Here is a 14,122-nt window from a genome sequence, read left to right as displayed (position 1 = left end):
AGGTGCCTTCAGGTATGAACATGCAGATCAACGAAGGTTTTTGGGGGCTTACCGACAAAGAGAAGCAGACCCTTCGCCTCATCGTACGGGGGCACGACGCGAAATCGAGCGCACGCAATCTCGGCGTCTCGGTTCATACGATCAACGAACGACTGCGGGATGCACGGCGCAAGATGACAGTGTCGAGCAGCCGCGAGGCGGCACGCATGCTGCTCGACGCGGAGGGTTCCGCCGAGGATCGGCCACAGCCCAATTTCCTTGGAGACGAAGGAATCAGGGAAGACGGCGCGCTGTATCCGGTGAACCACGAAACGACGCCGAACAGCGGCGTGCGGCGGGCACACCGCTCGTCCTGGATCATAGGAGTTTGTCTGATGACGCTTGCCCTCGGCCTCATCGCGCTAGCCGCGTTCCCGCAAGTCGCTTCCACGCCTTCCTCGCCACCTGTCGCCGCACGCGAGGCGCCGAACGCCGCGGTCGTGGACGCCGCGCGTCGGTGGCTGACCCTGGTCGATCAGGCGCGCTGGGAGGAAAGCTATCGCGCAACGGGCGCATCGTTCCGCCAACTGAACACGCTCGCGATGTGGACCGCCGCATCCGAAAGCGCGCGTGCCCCGCGAGGCGCGATGGTGTCCCGGACGTTCGCCGGCCAAGAGAGCCTGCCCGCCCCACCGAACGGCTATGAAGTCGTTAAATTCCGCACCCGCTTCGCCAACAAGGACGACGTGGTGGAGACGGTCTCGCTTGCCTACGAAGACGGCACTTGGCGCGTCGCGGGCGTCTATATCGAGTAGAGTGGACGATGCGCCGCCGATCGTAAAGGCATGCGGCGCGGGTAGCCACGACGGCGCACCGCTACGACGCGAGTGGAGGCTGCCGTTTTGTGCGGTCGCCACTCACCCCTCGCGCCAAATCCCAGGCGCCAAGTCTCTCAATCGCCAATCCCCGATGCTCACCCGGATCAGCCGCAGCGTCGGGAACCCCACCGCGGCGGTCATCCGCCTTATCTGGCGGTTACGTCCCTCGCGGATCGTGAGGCTCAGCCACCGGTCGGGGATCGCGGCGCGGACGCGGATCGGGGGGTCGCGGGGCCAGATCGCGGGGGCGTCGATGCGCTCGACGTCGGCGGGGCGGGTGTCGCCATCGTTGAGGCGGACGCCGCGGCGCAGGCGGTCGAGCGCGGCGTCGTCGGGGTCGCCCTCGACCTGCACCCAATAAGTCTTGGGCAGCTTGAACTTGGGGTCGGCGATCCGGGCCTGCTGACGGCCGTCGTCGGTGAGCAGCAACAGCCCCTCGCTGTCGCGGTCGAGCCTGCCGGCCGGATAGACGCCGGGAAGGTCGACATAGTCCGACAGCGTGGCGCGGGCGGTGGGGCTGCCGCGGTCGGTGAACTGGCTGAGGACGCCGTAGGGCTTGTTGAACAGGATCAGCACGCGTCAGGCCGCGAGCTTCGTCATCCAACCCTCGGCATGCGCGAATGCGGGCGCGTCGTCGACGTCGAGCCAGTCGAGGTCGCTGCAATCGACGATCTTCGCCCTGCCTGCCGCAGCCAGGATGCGGACCCCGTCGGTGATCGAGGGGCTGTCGAGCGTCTCCAGCGTCGCGAAGAAGCGTTCGGAGACCGCGAAGATGCCGGTATCGTAGCAATCGTGCGGCTCGAGCCCCTTGCCGATCGCGACGATCGCGTCGCCCTCGCTCGCGACGCAGGTGACGTCGAGCGGGTCGACCCAGGCATGGCCGAGCCGCCGGTCGATGCCGAGGCGCAGGCCGTCTCCCGCGCCGGCCTTCGCCAGCCGGCGATAGTGGCGCGGCTGGACCAGGTGATCGCACATCGCCATCACCGCGCCCCCGGCCCCCACCAGCGCGCGCGCCGCCAGCGCGCTGACGCCGTTGGGCTGGCGATAGTCGGTCATCACCGTCACGACCTCGAGCGGCCAGCTGCGGCCGGCGAGGTGCGCGGCGATCGCGTCGGCGCCGTAGCCGAGCGAGACGACCGCGCGGGTCAGCCCCGCCGCGGCCATCCCGTCGAGCGCGTGATCGATCAGCGCTCGTCCTGCCACCGGGCAGAGCGGCTTGAAGGGGGTGACGTCACGAAGCCGGCTGCCCTCACCGGCGGCGAGCAGCAGGCCGGTGGTGATCATCAGGCGGCCTTGATGAAGTCCTCGACCGCGACCTGGGCGAGATCGTCGGTCATCTGGTGGCGCGGGTGCTTGCAGAAATAAGCCGAGGCGGGATCGATCACGCCGGCGATGCCGCGGTCCTTGGCGATCGCGGCGCAGCGGATCATGTCGATCGCGACGCCCGCCGAATTCGGGCTGTCCTCGACCGAGAGGCGCAGTTCCAGGTTCATCGGCACGCCGCCGAACAGCTGGCCTTCCATGCGCAGGAAGCAGATCTTGTTGTCGTTCTGCCACGGCACGTAATCCGACGGCCCGATATGGACGTTGTCGTCGTCGAGCCGCTCGGCCGCGACCGACTGGACCGCCTCGGTCTTCGAGATCTTCTTCGATTCCAGCCGGCGGTGGTTCGACATGTTGAGGAAGTCGGTGTTGCCACCGGTGTTGAGCTGGTAGGTCCGGTCGAGCTTCACGCCGCGCTTGGCGAACAGATCGGTCAGCACGCGGTGGACGATCGTCGCGCCGAGCTGCGCCTTGATGTCGTCGCCGATGATCGCGACCCCGGCATCCTCGAACCGCTTCGCCCAGGCTGGGTTGGACGCGATGAAGACGGGAATGTTGTTCACGAAGGCGACGCCGGCTTCGAGCGCGCATTCGGCATAGAATTCGGTCGCTTCCTGGCTGCCGACCGGCAGGTAGTTCATCAGCACGTCGGCGCCGGTGCGCTTCAGCTCGGCGACCACGTCGGCCTTGTTCGGCTGCGAATCATTGGCGACGATGAAGGTGCGGTCGTCCTTGTAATCGGCCATGTGGTCGGCGACGCCGTCCATCACCGCGCCCATCTTCACCACGGTGCCGGTGGCGGGGATGTTGGCGGCGAACACCGCGGTGCAATTCGGCTTGGCGAAGATCGCCTCGGCGACGTCTTTGCCGACCTTGCGCGCATCGACGTCCCAGGCGGCGACGACCTTGATGTCGGAGGGCTTATAGCCGCCGACTTCCCAATGCATCAGCCCGACGAGATCGTTGACGCCTTCGCGGTAATGCTCGAGCCCCTGGACGAGCGAGCTCGCACAGTTGCCGATGCCGACGATGGCGATGTTGATGCTCTTCATGAATGACCCTGTTCGCTTGACAATAGGATGGGGAGGGGGGCGTCGCCGCGGAGAAATCCCCGTTCGACGCCGCGATGGCGCATCAGCCCGACGATGACAATGATTGTCAGAGGTACGATCTCGAACCACCAAAAGAGGCGGGGATCGGCGACCAGGCACGCGATGAAGATCACCCAGACCCGCACGTTGGCGGTCAGCAGCGACTGCAACCGCATCGTCGGCACCGCGCGCGCGCCGTACCGTGCGCCGAGCGAGACTGGATCCGGGCTGGCCGCGAGCTTGCGCTCGAACGGCATCGTGAGGCGGTCGAGGCTACCCGCGACGCTGTCGTACAGGCGCACCAGGAACATGCCCGCAGGCACTGGCACCGCGGTCAGCGCCTCGCCGCGCACCCGGCGATGGAAGCGAGCGCGCTCGCCCTCGTAAAGGCTCGACTGTACCGCATGGCAAAGCGCGGCGGTGACCGAGAGGACCCATGCCTCCACCGTCCCCATCGACGCGGCGAGAACGATATACAGCAGCGCGAACACGCCGTGGTCGCACATCCCGTCGAGCGCGCGGCCGAGCGGACTCGACGTGCCGGTCGCGCGCGCGATCATCCCGTCCAGCCCGTCCGCGATCAGCCACAGGATCGAGAAGACCAGGCCAACCAGCGCCAGCCACGGATTGCCCCAATGCGAATAGGCGAGGGCGGCGATCGCGCCGCACGACAAGCCCATGATCGACACCGAATTGGCCGAGAGACCAAGCGCCAACGCTCGCGGCAGCAGCGCGCGGGCGGCGGGGTGGATCAGATACAGGTTCGATGGGTCCTCGATCCGGCGATCGCGTGAGCCATCCCGGGCCGGCGGTGTCATCAGAACTTCACAATGCGCCTGCCCCTGCGCGAACGCAAGAAATTACGGGACGTTCGCATGCAATTCATCCAGCCATGTTGCCGCGATACCATCCGACGGCGCGCGCCAATCGCCGCGTGGCGACAGCGCCCCGCCCGCCGAAACCTTGGGCCCGTTGGGCAGTGCGGATCGCTTGAACTGGCTGGTCTTGAAGAACCTGACCAGGAATTTGGCGAGCCAGTGGCGGATCGTCGGCAAGTCGTAGGCGACTCGCGCATCGGCGGGGAAATCCTCCGGCCATCGCCCCGCCGCGACGTCGTGCCAGGCATTCCAGGCGAGGAACGCGATCGTCGACGGCGCCATGCCGTGGCGGACCACGTAATGTGCGAAGAAGTCGTTCAGCGCATAGGGCCCGATCATCGCCTCGGTGCTCTGCATCGCGCCGTCGGCGTCGGCGGGGACGAGTTCGGGCGAGATCTCCTGCGCCAGGATCGCGGTCAGCACCGCGTCGGTCGCGGGGTCGTACTGGTCGGTGCGGATGCACCAGCGGATCAGGAACTGGATCAGCGTCTTGGGCACGCCCGCATTGACCGCATAATGGCTCATCTGGTCGCCGACGCCATAGGTGCACCAGCCGAGCGCCAGTTCGGAAAGATCGCCGGTGCCGAGCACTAGCCCGCCGCGCTGGTTGGCCAGCCGGAACAGATAGTCGGTGCGCAGGCCCGCCTGCACGTTTTCGAACGTGATGTCATAGACCGGCTCGCCGCCCGCGAACGGATGCCCCAGATCTTCCAGCATGCGCCGCGCCGCGGGGCGGATGTCGATCTCCGCCGCGGTGACGCCGAGCGCGTTCATCAGCGCCCAGGCATTGGCCTTGCTGCCCTCGCCGGTCGCGAAGCCGGGCATGGTGAAGGCGAGGATGTCCGATCGCGGCCGCTCGAGCCGGTCCATCGCCTTCGCCGCGACGATCAGCGCGTGGGTCGAATCGAGCCCGCCCGACACCCCGATCACCAGCCGCTGGACTCCGGTCGCGACGAGCCGCTTGGCGAGCGCCACGACCTGGATGTTGAAAGCCTCGTAACAATCGGCGTCGCGCTTGGCGGGATCGTTGGGGACGAACGGAAAGCGCCGGATCGCGCGTTCCAGGCCGATGTCGGCAAGCGACGGCGCATGATCGAACGCGATCCGCCGCATCCGCGTCTCGGGATGTCCGGCGAGGACGGCGGCATCGTTGAAGGTTCCCATCCGCAGCCGTTCCTGCGTCAGCCGCCCGGTGTCGACGTCCGCCACCACCAGCTCGGCATCGGTCACGAAGCGGCGGGATTCGGCGATCAGCTCGCCCAGTTCATGGACGAAGCCCTGGCCGTCCCAGGCGATGTCGGTGGTGCTCTCGCCCGGCCCGGCGGCGGAATAGACATAGGCGCAGACCGCGCGCGCCGACTGCGCCGACGCCAGCATCATCCGCTCGCGCGCCTTGCCGATCACGATGTTGCTGGCCGACAGGTTGCAGCAGATCAACGCCCCCGCCAGCGCCCCTTGCGTGGAGGGCGGGGTCGGCGCCCAATAATCCTCGCAGATCTCGGCATGGAAGACGAAGCCCGGCAGGTCGTTCGCTGCGAAGATCATGTCGGTCCCGAACGGCACCTCGACCCCGCCGAGCATGATCGTGCCGCCCGTGATCGCCGCGCCGCTCGCGAAATAGCGCTTCTCGTAATATTCGCGGTAGTTGGGCAGGAAGGTCTTGGGCACCACGCCGAGGACCCGTCCCCGCGCGATCGCCACCGCGCAATTATACAGCCGCCCGTTACGTACCAGCGCCGCGCCGACCAGCAGTACCGGCGCGAGCTCGGCGGTCGCCGCCGCCACCCGCAGCAACGCCGCCTCGGTCGCGCGCTGCTGCGCCGCCTGAAGATGCAGATCGTCGATCGCATAGGAGGTGAGGTTGAGTTCGGGGAACACCACCAGATCGACCCCGCGGGCGTCCGCCTCAGCCGCCAGCGCCACCGTCGCATCGGCGTTCGCCACGGTGTCGCCCACCGACGCCAGCGGGGTCGCTGCGGCGACCCGCACCAGTCCGTGGCTATGGATCGAGTGGAAAGGATGGCCAATCATGCCGCCGTCTTAGCGGTCCATTCCGACCTTGGCCACGCAGCCTCGGCAGCCGGCCCGATCGGCAACCGGGCTAATCCAGTTACTGCCGCCAGTTAGTCAGTTTACCTTCCGGTCGTTAACCGTTCCTGCTAACCCGAATCGACTCGGTAGAAGTCGAACAGACAAGGGTCGCTCTGATCATGATAACTAGCTGAAAACTCAGCTATTCATCGAAGGGGCGAATAGATGCAGCGTAATTTCAACTACTTAGTGTTTGCGGCAAGCGTAGTGCTCGCGGGTGCGCCTGCTTACGCCGCGCCGGTCGTATTGACCGGGAATTATATAAAGGCCGGGATCAGCGACTTTGGAACGCTGGGCAGCAACGGCAATACCAGCCCGGGCCTGATCCATGATCCGTCGGGTACGGGAACCTTCGATTCCAGTACCGACTACGTTAGTCCGGGAACGCCGCACGAAGGGTTCTCGGTCAATTCCGCAGAAACCGGCTTTCGGCAGAACGACAATACCGGTCTGAACGCGTTCGCGTCAGTGGGTGGGCCGACGCTGCTCGTCGGCGCCGCCGCTAACGGCTTCACCAATGCCGCAACCTGGACCGGCGCCAACGCCTTTCTGCGCATCACCAACTCCTATTTCTTCAACGATGGTGACGAGCGGATCAATGTCGTGACCACGATCACGGCGCTCAGCGACATCACTGGCCTGGCGTTCGCGCGATCCGTGGATCCCGATTCGGGCGGGGCCGGCGACCCGACGAAGAACCAGCTGGGTAATAGCCTGTTCGGCCCGACCGATTTCGTGGGATCTTCCAGCACCATCAATGGTCGGACGCTCGCCTTGGTCAATCTGAGCGGGGAAACCTACGCCCACAACACGCAGATCAATGGAAGCTGCTGCACCAACATCAATCCGCTGGATGTGCTTGCCGGCAACGGTGCGCTCGGAGCGACCTCGAGCGGCGACAATGGGCTCAACATGGCGTGGAGCATCGGGAATCTTGCTGCGGGCAATAGTGCCGTCATCAATTACGCCTATGCGGTCGGCTTGAAGATCGACGTCGTCGGCGGTGATCCAACGCCGGCCGTGCCAGAGCCCGCGACCTGGGCGATGATGCTGGTCGGCTTCGGAATGATGGGCGGCACGCTGCGCTATCGCCGACGCAGCATGAAGGTCGCCCATAGCTGAGCCTGATCGACGGATCGCCGGCGGTGACGGGCTTCGGCCTGGCATCGCCGGAAGTCGATGCTATGCGGAGCCACACGGCCCCGCAGATTGAGGATGCCAGCGTTGATCATGTACGGCATTCGTAATTGCGACACGATCAAGAAGGCCCGCGGGTGGCTCGATGCGGCGGGCGTCGCCTACGCCTTCCACGACTATAAGACGGCGGGCGTCGATCCGGCGGCGCTGGCGCGGTGGATGGATCGACTGGACTGGACGATGCTGCTCAACCGGAGCGGAACGACGTTCCGCAAATTGCCCGACGCGGACACGGCGGACCTGGACCGCGATCGCGCGGTGGCGTTGATGCTGGCCAACCCGTCGATCATCAGGCGCCCGGTGCTGGAACGCGGCGATGTCCTGATCGTCGGCTTCTCGCCGGAACGCTACGCCGTGCTGGAATAGCGCTCGCAACCTTCGTGTCCTGCGAAGCGGGGAGAACAAGCCGCGACCGAGCGCCATCACCGTTGCGACCGCGCCCCGAATGGCGCACAATCCTGCCGAACAAAAGGGGGTAGGATCCGATGGCCACAACGTCGCGGCAGACGCCGCTCTGGTTTCGCATCGCAGCGGTAGTTCTGCTCATCTGGAGCGTCGTGGGCTGCTACGCCTGTCTGCAGCAGTTCCGCCTCGGCGCCGACGCGATGGGCCCGGCGAGCGATTACGATCGGGCGCTCTATGCGTCGTTGCCGGTCTGGTACAACGCGATCTACGCGGTCGCGGTGGGCACCGGGCTGCTCGGCGCCGTCGCGTTACTGACCCGGTCGGTGCTCGCGGTGCCGCTCTACGCGATCTCGCTGGTGGCGGTCGTCGTCCAGTTCGGCTGGCTGTTCGCGACGACGGACATCGTCGCGGTTCGCGGGGCGGCGCAGGTGGTGCCGTTCCCGATCCTGATCGTCGCGATCGGTGCCGGTGCGCTGTGGCTGAGCCGCCATGCGCGCCGCCGCGGCTGGATCGGGTGACGCGCGGATGGCCCTGAGCGCGGCGACCCGCTAGGACCCGGCGATGTCCACGACCTACACGCTCGACACCGCGACCAGCCGCGCCAATCCGACGCCCGCGCCGCTCAAGCGGCTGACGATCCCCGCGATCCGGCGGCAGAAGGGAACGACGCCGCTGGTGATGCTCACCGCCTATACGGTGCGTACCGCGCAGCTGCTCGATCCGCATTGCGACCTGCTGCTGGTCGGCGACAGCCTCGGCCAGGTGATCTACGGCCTGCCGTCGACGGTGCCGGTCACGCTCGAGATGATGGCGGCGCATGGCGCGGCGGTGGTGCGCGGCAGTTATCACGCCGTCGTGGTGATCGACATGCCGTTCGGCAGCTACGAAGCCTCGCCCGAAAAGGCGTTCGAGAGTGCGGCGTGGCTGCTGAAGCAGACCGGCGCGGCGGCGGTGAAGCTGGAGGGCGGGGCGGCGATGGCGCCGACGGTCCGTTTCCTGTCCGAACGCGGCATCCCGGTGATGGCGCATGTCGGGTTGACCCCGCAGGCGGTGAACATGCTCGGCGGCTACGGCGCGCGCGGGCGCACCGCGGCGGAGGCCGAGAAGATCGTCGCCGACGCGGTCGCGGTCGCGGAAGCCGGCTGCTTCGCGCTGGTGATCGAGGGTGTGGTCGAGCCGATCGCGATCGAGATCACCCGCGCGGTCGCGTGCCCGACGATCGGCATCGGCGCCTCCGCCGAATGCGACGGGCAGGTGCTGGTGGCGGAGGACATGCTCGGCCTGTTCGAACGCACCGCGCGCTTCGTGAAGCGGTTCGACGATCTCGCCGGGCGGATCTCCACCGCGGCGGAGACCTACGCCGCCGACGTGCGATCGCGCGCCTTCCCCGGTGCCGACCAGGTCTACGCCCCCAAGGATTAGCGCGCCCGCGCAGCCCGCTTCCGTTTCTCGGATCGCGCGGCTAAGGTCCGCGCCGCTACTTTCTCCCCGAACTCCCGGAGTATTTCTTGGCCCTCCCGCCGAACACCAACGAAGCATTTCTGCGCGAAGTCGACGAGGAACTGCGTCGCGATCAGCTCGCGACCTTCTGGGAACGGTGGGGTCGCTGGGTGATCGTCGCGATCGTCGTCGGCCTCGCCGCGTTCGGCGCGTTCCTCTACGCGCAGCACCGCACCGAACAGGCCGCCGGTATCGAGGGCGAGAAGCTCCAGGCCGCGTTCGCGAAGCTGGGGGCGAACAACCCGACCGCCGCCGCCGCGCCGCTGGCCGATATCGCCGCGTCGAAGCGGGACGGCTATCGCGCGCTCGCCAAGTTTACCCAGGCCGACATCGCGCTGCAGAAGAACGACCTGAAGGGCGCCGCCGCAAAGTTCGCGGAGGTCGCCGCGGATACCTCGGTCGCGCAGCCGTTCCGCGATCTGGCGCTGATCCGCCAGACCTCCGCCGAGTATGACGGGTTGAAGCCCCAGGTGGTGATCGAGCGCCTGCGGCCGCTTGCGGTCCCCGGCAACGCCTGGTTCGGCAGCGCCGGCGAGATGGTCGCGATGGCGCACCTGCGCATGAACCGCCGCGACCTTGCCGGCGCGCTGTTCGGCCAGATCGCGCGGAACGACGATGTGCCCGATACGATCCGTCAACGCGCGGTTCAGATGGCGGGCGTACTGGGTGTCGACGCGATCGCGCCGAACGAGGGAAGCAAAGCGCAATGACGACTAAGTACCGGGCCAGCGTGGCGATCGCCGCGCTGATGGCCCTCAGCGCATGCGGTATCTTCAAGGGTGGGCAGAAGAAGACCCCGACGGTCGGCGAGCGCATCCCGATCCTGGTGTCGGAGAACGGCGTCCAGGCCGATAAGACCATCGCCGACATCCAGGTGACGCTGCCCGCGCCCGCCGAGAACGACAGCTGGGCGCAGTCGGGCGGCAACTCCGCCAAGTCGATGGGCCAGCTCGCGCTCGGCGCGTCGCCGGTCCGCGCCTGGACCGCGACCGTCGATGGTGGATCGGACCGCGAGCGGCTCGGCGCCGCACCGGTGGTCGCGGACAACAAGCTGTTCATCGTCGACGTGACCGCCACCGTCCATGCCTTCGCCGCCGATACCGGCGCGGCGCTCTGGAAGACGGAGATGGCGCCCGCCAAGGAAAACCGCGGTTCGCGCTTCGGCGGCGGGGTAAGCTACGACGACGGCAAGGTCTACGCCACCGACGGCCTCGGCGACGTGGTCGCGTTCAACGCCGCCGACGGCAAGGAGATCTGGCGCACCAAGCCCGGTGGCCCGCTGCGCGGCGCGCCGACCGTCGCCAACGGCTCGCTCTACGTGCTCAGCCAGGACAACCAGCTGTTCGCGCTCTCGCAGGCCGATGGCAAGACCCAGTGGGCGCAATCGGGCACGCTGGAGACGCAGGGCGTGTTCGGCGTCGCCGCGCCCGCCGCGAGCCAGGGCTCGATCGTCGCCGGCTTCTCGAGCGGCGAACTCAGCGCCTATCGCTACGAGAACGGCCGCGTGCTCTGGGGCGACGCGCTGTCGCGCACCTCGATCACGACCTCGGTGTCGAGCCTGTCGGATATCGACGCCGATCCGGTGATCGATCAGGGCCGCGTCTACGCGGTCGGGCAGGGCGGCCGCATGGTCGCGCTCGACCTGTCGACCGGCCAGCGGATCTGGGAACAGAATTTCGCGGGGATCTCGACCCCGTGGATCGCGGGTGAATGGCTGTTCGTCGTCACCGACGACGCGCGTCTCGTCTGCCTGTCGCGCGCCAACGGCAAGGCGCGCTGGATCGCGCAGCTGCAGCGCTTCAAGAACGCCAAGAAGAACAAGGGCAATCAGGTCACCTGGTTCGGCCCGGTGCTCGCGGGCAACCGGCTGGTGCTGACCAATTCGCTCGGCGGCATCGTCTTCGCCTCGCCGAGCGACGGCAGCGTGCTGTCTACGGTCGACGCGAAGGAATCCTTCGCGCTGCCGCCGATCGTCGCCAAGTCGACGATCTACACCGTCAGCCAGAAGGGGCGGATCGCGGCATATCGGTAAGCCGTTTCCTTCCCGCACCGCGGGGAGGGGGGACTGCCCGGCGCGGCCGGATGGTGGAGGGGAGCGCCACGAACGCAGGCGCCTCGCCGCCTCCCCGTCCGGGGTGACGAATGGTAGGACTCGATGGCCGTGCTCCGGTGAGCGTGAGGTGAGTCTCAGCGCCTAGCAATACACCTCCATTCCCTTATCCCCCCGCCTCTTCTAAGACGCCGGCATGTCCCGTCTCCCTATCGTCGCGATCGTCGGTCGTCCCAACGTCGGCAAGTCGACGCTCTTCAATCGTCTCGTCGGCAAGAAACTCGCGCTCGTCGACGATCGGCCGGGCGTCACCCGGGATCGCCGCGAAGGCGATGCGCATCTGCTCGGCATCGATTTTCGCATCGTCGACACCGCGGGGTACGAGGATCACGACGCACAGTCGCTGCCTGGCCGAATGCGCCAGCAGACCGAGGCCGCGGTCGCGCAGGCCGACGTCGCGCTCTTCATGTTCGATTCTCGCGCCGGGATCGTCCCGCTCGACGAGGAGATCGCGCGCTGGTTGCGGACCGCGGACGCGCCGGTGATCCTGCTCGCCAACAAGGCGGAGGGTCGCGCGGGCGAACAGGGCATCCTCGAATCCTTATCGCTCGGCTTCGGCGATCCGGTGCAATTCTCCGCCGAGCATGGCGAGGGGCTCGCCGACCTGTTCGAGGCGCTGCTACCGTACCTCGATCGCGGCGACGACGACATCGTCGAGGAAGAGGATGACGAGCGCCCCGACGCGCCGCTGAAGCTCGCGATCGTCGGCCGGCCCAACGCCGGCAAGTCTACGCTGGTCAATCGCATGCTCGGCGAGGAGCGGATGATCACCGGCCCGGAAGCCGGCATCACCCGCGATTCGATCGCGATCGACTGGCTGTGGGAGCCCGCGGGCGGCGAGGCGCGGCAGGTGCGGCTGATCGACACCGCGGGCATGCGCAAGCGCGCCAAGGTGCAGGACAAGCTGGAGAAACTGTCGGTCGCCGACGCGCTCCACGCGGTCGACTTCGCCGAAGTGGTGGTGCTGCTGCTCGACGCGACGCTGGGGCTGGAGGCGCAGGACCTGCGGATCGCCGACCGGGTGCTGGAGGAAGGCCGCGCGCTGATCATCGCGCTCAACAAATGGGACGTCGCCGAAAACGCCTCGTCGCTGTTCAACGGCGTCAAGAAAGCACTCGAGGACGGGCTCAGCCAGGTGAAGGGCGTTACCGTGCTCACCGTCTCGGCAGCGACCGGCAAGGGCATCGACCAGGTGATCCAGGCCGCGTTCGACACCCGCGAGGCGTGGTCCAAGCGGGTCGGCACCGGCGAGCTCAACCGCTGGTTCGAACGCGCGATCGAGGCCAATCCGCCGCCCGCGCCCGGCGGCAGGCGGATCAAGATGCGCTACGTCACCCAGGTGAAGACGCGGCCGCCGAGCTTCGTGATCTTCGGTACCCGCGTCGATCAACTGCCCGCGAGCTACGAACGCTATCTGGTCAATTCGATGCGGCGTGAACTCGGCTTCGGCGCGGTTCCCGTGCGGCTGTCGCTGCGCGCTGCCAAAAATCCCTTCGATCCAAAATGATCGGCGACGTTGGCAACGTCGTGTTTACTGATCAGGACTAATGCTTCGGCCATACCTTCGCGGATCAGTCTGCGGCGCAGGGAGATGGCAGTGTCGTTCGAAGGCAGCACGTTGGTGGATTGGACGGCCTATGCCCAGGCGCGTAGCGAACTGGGCGCGGGCTTTGTGCGGATCCTCGGTTATTTCCGCGAAGACGGCGTCAAGTCGGTCGCCGCGATCGAGCAGGCGATGCGCGTCGGCAGCGCCGCGGCGCTGGTGATTCCCGCGCACACGCTGAAGGGCGAGGCACGCCAGTTCGGCGCCGAACCGCTCGCGACCCTCGCCGAACAGATCGAGACGACCGCGCGCGATTGCGTCGAGTTCCAGGATACCTGCGAACATGCGCTGGAACACGTCGTCAAGCTGCGCCCGCTGTTCGCGGAAACCCTGGCGCTGCTGGAACGCGAGGCCAACCCGCTGGTGGCACGCAAACCGCAGGGCGGCGGCTTCGGCCGCAAGACCGCCAGCTTCTGAGCGCCCCGTGCTCCTGCGTTCGCAGGAACACGCGGGAGTGGTCGCTTGACAGTAAGCTGTCAGTCCTGAACTTCTAGCGCTCGGCACCGCATGATGCGAAATGCCACGGAGCGCGCCCATGACCCCGATCGTCCTTGCCCTCGCTTTGCAGATCACGTCGGTCGCCCCCATCGTGAAGGGCACCGCGCTGCCGCCGCCGGTCAGCGAGGAGAGTGCGCCGCTCGCGGTCGTCGATGCGCTGTTCCGCGGGATCGCCGCGCGCGATGCCGCCGCGGTCGGCGCGACGATGCGGAACGATGCGACCGCCACCGTCGCCAACGAGAAGTCGGATGGCACGCGTACGATAAGCCATATGTCACGCGAGGCGATGCTGGCGAGCTTCAAGCCCGGCCCCGAGCGGTTCGAGGAGCGGATGTACACTCCCGCGGTCGAGATCGACGGCGACATCGCGATGATCTGGGGCCGCTACGATTTCCTGATGAACGGCAAGGTCGTCCACTGCGGCTATGATCATTTCGACATGGTTCGCGAAAATGGCAGCTGGAAGATCCAGAACATCACCTGGTCGTCGCGGACCACCGGTTGCGGCGCCTGACGAGGCTGTCCTACGGCGCTGCTTGGGCCTAGATGAGGGCATGACCCACCTTCAA

The 14,122-nt window shown here is 67.1% G+C and carries 15 protein-coding genes; 10 read left to right on the top strand and 5 right to left on the bottom strand.

Translation table 11 applies throughout. The annotated features are described in order from the left end of the window. Window positions 1-14: 14 nt before the first annotated feature. Entirely contained in the window at window positions 15-794 is a 780-nt protein-coding gene (locus ACT009_RS04050) for a helix-turn-helix domain-containing protein (RefSeq protein ID WP_445193090.1), read from the top strand. Window positions 795-896: 102 nt separating this feature from the next. Here ACT009_RS04050 and ACT009_RS04045 read toward each other — a convergent pair whose 3' ends face one another. Genes ACT009_RS04045 through ACT009_RS04025 form a run of 5 tightly spaced genes read right to left on the bottom strand, consistent with a single transcriptional unit; the run spans window position 897 to window position 6,180 of the window. Then, complete coding sequence (locus ACT009_RS04045) at window positions 897-1,433, bottom strand: pseudouridine synthase (RefSeq protein WP_445193089.1); 537 nt, start codon at window positions 1,431-1,433, stop codon at window positions 897-899. A 3-nt stretch (window positions 1,434-1,436) separates the two neighbouring features. After that, window positions 1,437-2,141, bottom strand: coding sequence for an NTP transferase domain-containing protein (locus ACT009_RS04040; protein ID WP_445193088.1), 705 nt, complete (start codon window positions 2,139-2,141; stop codon window positions 1,437-1,439). Further along, the gene (locus ACT009_RS04035; RefSeq protein ID WP_445193087.1) at window positions 2,141-3,232 is read right to left on the bottom strand and encodes an inositol-3-phosphate synthase; all 1,092 of its coding nucleotides are present in this window, start codon (window positions 3,230-3,232) and stop codon (window positions 2,141-2,143) included. The genes ACT009_RS04040 and ACT009_RS04035 overlap by 1 nt, the downstream gene beginning before the upstream one ends. Continuing rightward, window positions 3,229-4,089, bottom strand: coding sequence for a CDP-alcohol phosphatidyltransferase family protein (locus tag ACT009_RS04030; protein WP_445193086.1), 861 nt, complete (start codon window positions 4,087-4,089; stop codon window positions 3,229-3,231). Before ACT009_RS04030 ends, ACT009_RS04035 begins: the two co-directional genes overlap by 4 nt. 42 nt (window positions 4,090-4,131) lie before the next feature. After that, entirely contained in the window at window positions 4,132-6,180 is a 2,049-nt protein-coding gene (locus ACT009_RS04025) for an NAD(+) synthase (RefSeq protein ID WP_445193085.1), read from the bottom strand. A gap of 225 nt (window positions 6,181-6,405) precedes the next feature. Here ACT009_RS04025 and ACT009_RS04020 point away from each other — a divergent pair, with 225 nt between their 5' ends. From ACT009_RS04020 to ACT009_RS03980, 9 genes are all read left to right on the top strand, one after another. Next, window positions 6,406-7,362 (top strand): PEPxxWA-CTERM sorting domain-containing protein, encoded by a 957-nt coding sequence (locus ACT009_RS04020; RefSeq protein WP_445193084.1) that lies wholly within the window; start codon window positions 6,406-6,408, stop codon window positions 7,360-7,362. 93 nt (window positions 7,363-7,455) lie between these two features. Next, complete coding sequence (locus ACT009_RS04015) at window positions 7,456-7,803, top strand: arsenate reductase (protein WP_445193083.1); 348 nt, start codon at window positions 7,456-7,458, stop codon at window positions 7,801-7,803. A 119-nt stretch (window positions 7,804-7,922) separates the two neighbouring features. Beyond that, the gene (locus ACT009_RS04010) at window positions 7,923-8,360 is read left to right on the top strand and encodes a hypothetical protein (protein ID WP_445193082.1); all 438 of its coding nucleotides are present in this window, start codon (window positions 7,923-7,925) and stop codon (window positions 8,358-8,360) included. Window positions 8,361-8,403: 43 nt separating this feature from the next. Further along, entirely contained in the window at window positions 8,404-9,264 is an 861-nt protein-coding gene (gene panB / locus ACT009_RS04005; protein WP_445193081.1) for a 3-methyl-2-oxobutanoate hydroxymethyltransferase, read from the top strand. Window positions 9,265-9,350: 86 nt separating this feature from the next. Then, complete coding sequence (locus ACT009_RS04000) at window positions 9,351-10,052, top strand: tetratricopeptide repeat protein (RefSeq protein ID WP_445193080.1); 702 nt, start codon at window positions 9,351-9,353, stop codon at window positions 10,050-10,052. Further along, window positions 10,049-11,374 (top strand): outer membrane protein assembly factor BamB family protein, encoded by a 1,326-nt coding sequence (locus ACT009_RS03995; RefSeq protein ID WP_445193079.1) that lies wholly within the window; start codon window positions 10,049-10,051, stop codon window positions 11,372-11,374. The genes ACT009_RS04000 and ACT009_RS03995 overlap by 4 nt, the downstream gene beginning before the upstream one ends. 214 nt (window positions 11,375-11,588) lie before the next feature. Then, the gene (gene der, locus ACT009_RS03990) at window positions 11,589-12,959 is read left to right on the top strand and encodes a ribosome biogenesis GTPase Der (protein WP_445193078.1); all 1,371 of its coding nucleotides are present in this window, start codon (window positions 11,589-11,591) and stop codon (window positions 12,957-12,959) included. Between the two features lie 84 nt (window positions 12,960-13,043). Further along, on the top strand, window positions 13,044-13,472 hold the full coding sequence (locus tag ACT009_RS03985) for an Hpt domain-containing protein (protein WP_445193077.1): 429 nt from the start codon (window positions 13,044-13,046) through the stop codon (window positions 13,470-13,472). A 118-nt stretch (window positions 13,473-13,590) separates the two neighbouring features. Beyond that, window positions 13,591-14,067, top strand: a complete 477-nt coding sequence (locus ACT009_RS03980; protein WP_445193076.1) for a DUF4440 domain-containing protein — start codon at window positions 13,591-13,593, stop codon at window positions 14,065-14,067. The last annotated feature ends 55 nt before the right edge of the window (window positions 14,068-14,122 follow it).

It is taken from the genome of Sphingomonas sp. Tas61C01 (genome assembly GCF_052567495.1).
This window is presented reverse-complemented; position numbering and strand designations above follow the sequence as displayed.

Bases quoted from the DNA above. Each gene is read 5' to 3' on its own strand.
- ACT009_RS04050 (WP_445193090.1), top strand. From the start codon at position 15: ATGAACATGCAGATCAACGAAGGTTTTTGGGGGCTTACCGACAAAGAG.
- ACT009_RS04040 (WP_445193088.1), bottom strand. From the start codon at position 2,141: ATGATCACCACCGGCCTGCTGCTCGCCGCCGGTGAGGGCAGCCGGCTT.
- ACT009_RS04035 (WP_445193087.1), bottom strand. From the start codon at position 3,232: ATGAAGAGCATCAACATCGCCATCGTCGGCATCGGCAACTGTGCGAGC.
- ACT009_RS04030 (WP_445193086.1), bottom strand. From the start codon at position 4,089: ATGACACCGCCGGCCCGGGATGGCTCACGCGATCGCCGGATCGAGGAC.
- ACT009_RS04025 (WP_445193085.1), bottom strand. From the start codon at position 6,180: ATGATTGGCCATCCTTTCCACTCGATCCATAGCCACGGACTGGTGCGG.
- ACT009_RS04020 (WP_445193084.1), top strand. From the start codon at position 6,406: ATGCAGCGTAATTTCAACTACTTAGTGTTTGCGGCAAGCGTAGTGCTC.
- ACT009_RS04015 (WP_445193083.1), top strand. From the start codon at position 7,456: ATGCCAGCGTTGATCATGTACGGCATTCGTAATTGCGACACGATCAAG.
- ACT009_RS04010 (WP_445193082.1), top strand. From the start codon at position 7,923: ATGGCCACAACGTCGCGGCAGACGCCGCTCTGGTTTCGCATCGCAGCG.
- panB (WP_445193081.1), top strand. From the start codon at position 8,404: ATGTCCACGACCTACACGCTCGACACCGCGACCAGCCGCGCCAATCCG.
- ACT009_RS03995 (WP_445193079.1), top strand. From the start codon at position 10,049: ATGACGACTAAGTACCGGGCCAGCGTGGCGATCGCCGCGCTGATGGCC.
- der (WP_445193078.1), top strand. From the start codon at position 11,589: ATGTCCCGTCTCCCTATCGTCGCGATCGTCGGTCGTCCCAACGTCGGC.
- ACT009_RS03985 (WP_445193077.1), top strand. From the start codon at position 13,044: ATGGCAGTGTCGTTCGAAGGCAGCACGTTGGTGGATTGGACGGCCTAT.
- ACT009_RS03980 (WP_445193076.1), top strand. From the start codon at position 13,591: ATGACCCCGATCGTCCTTGCCCTCGCTTTGCAGATCACGTCGGTCGCC.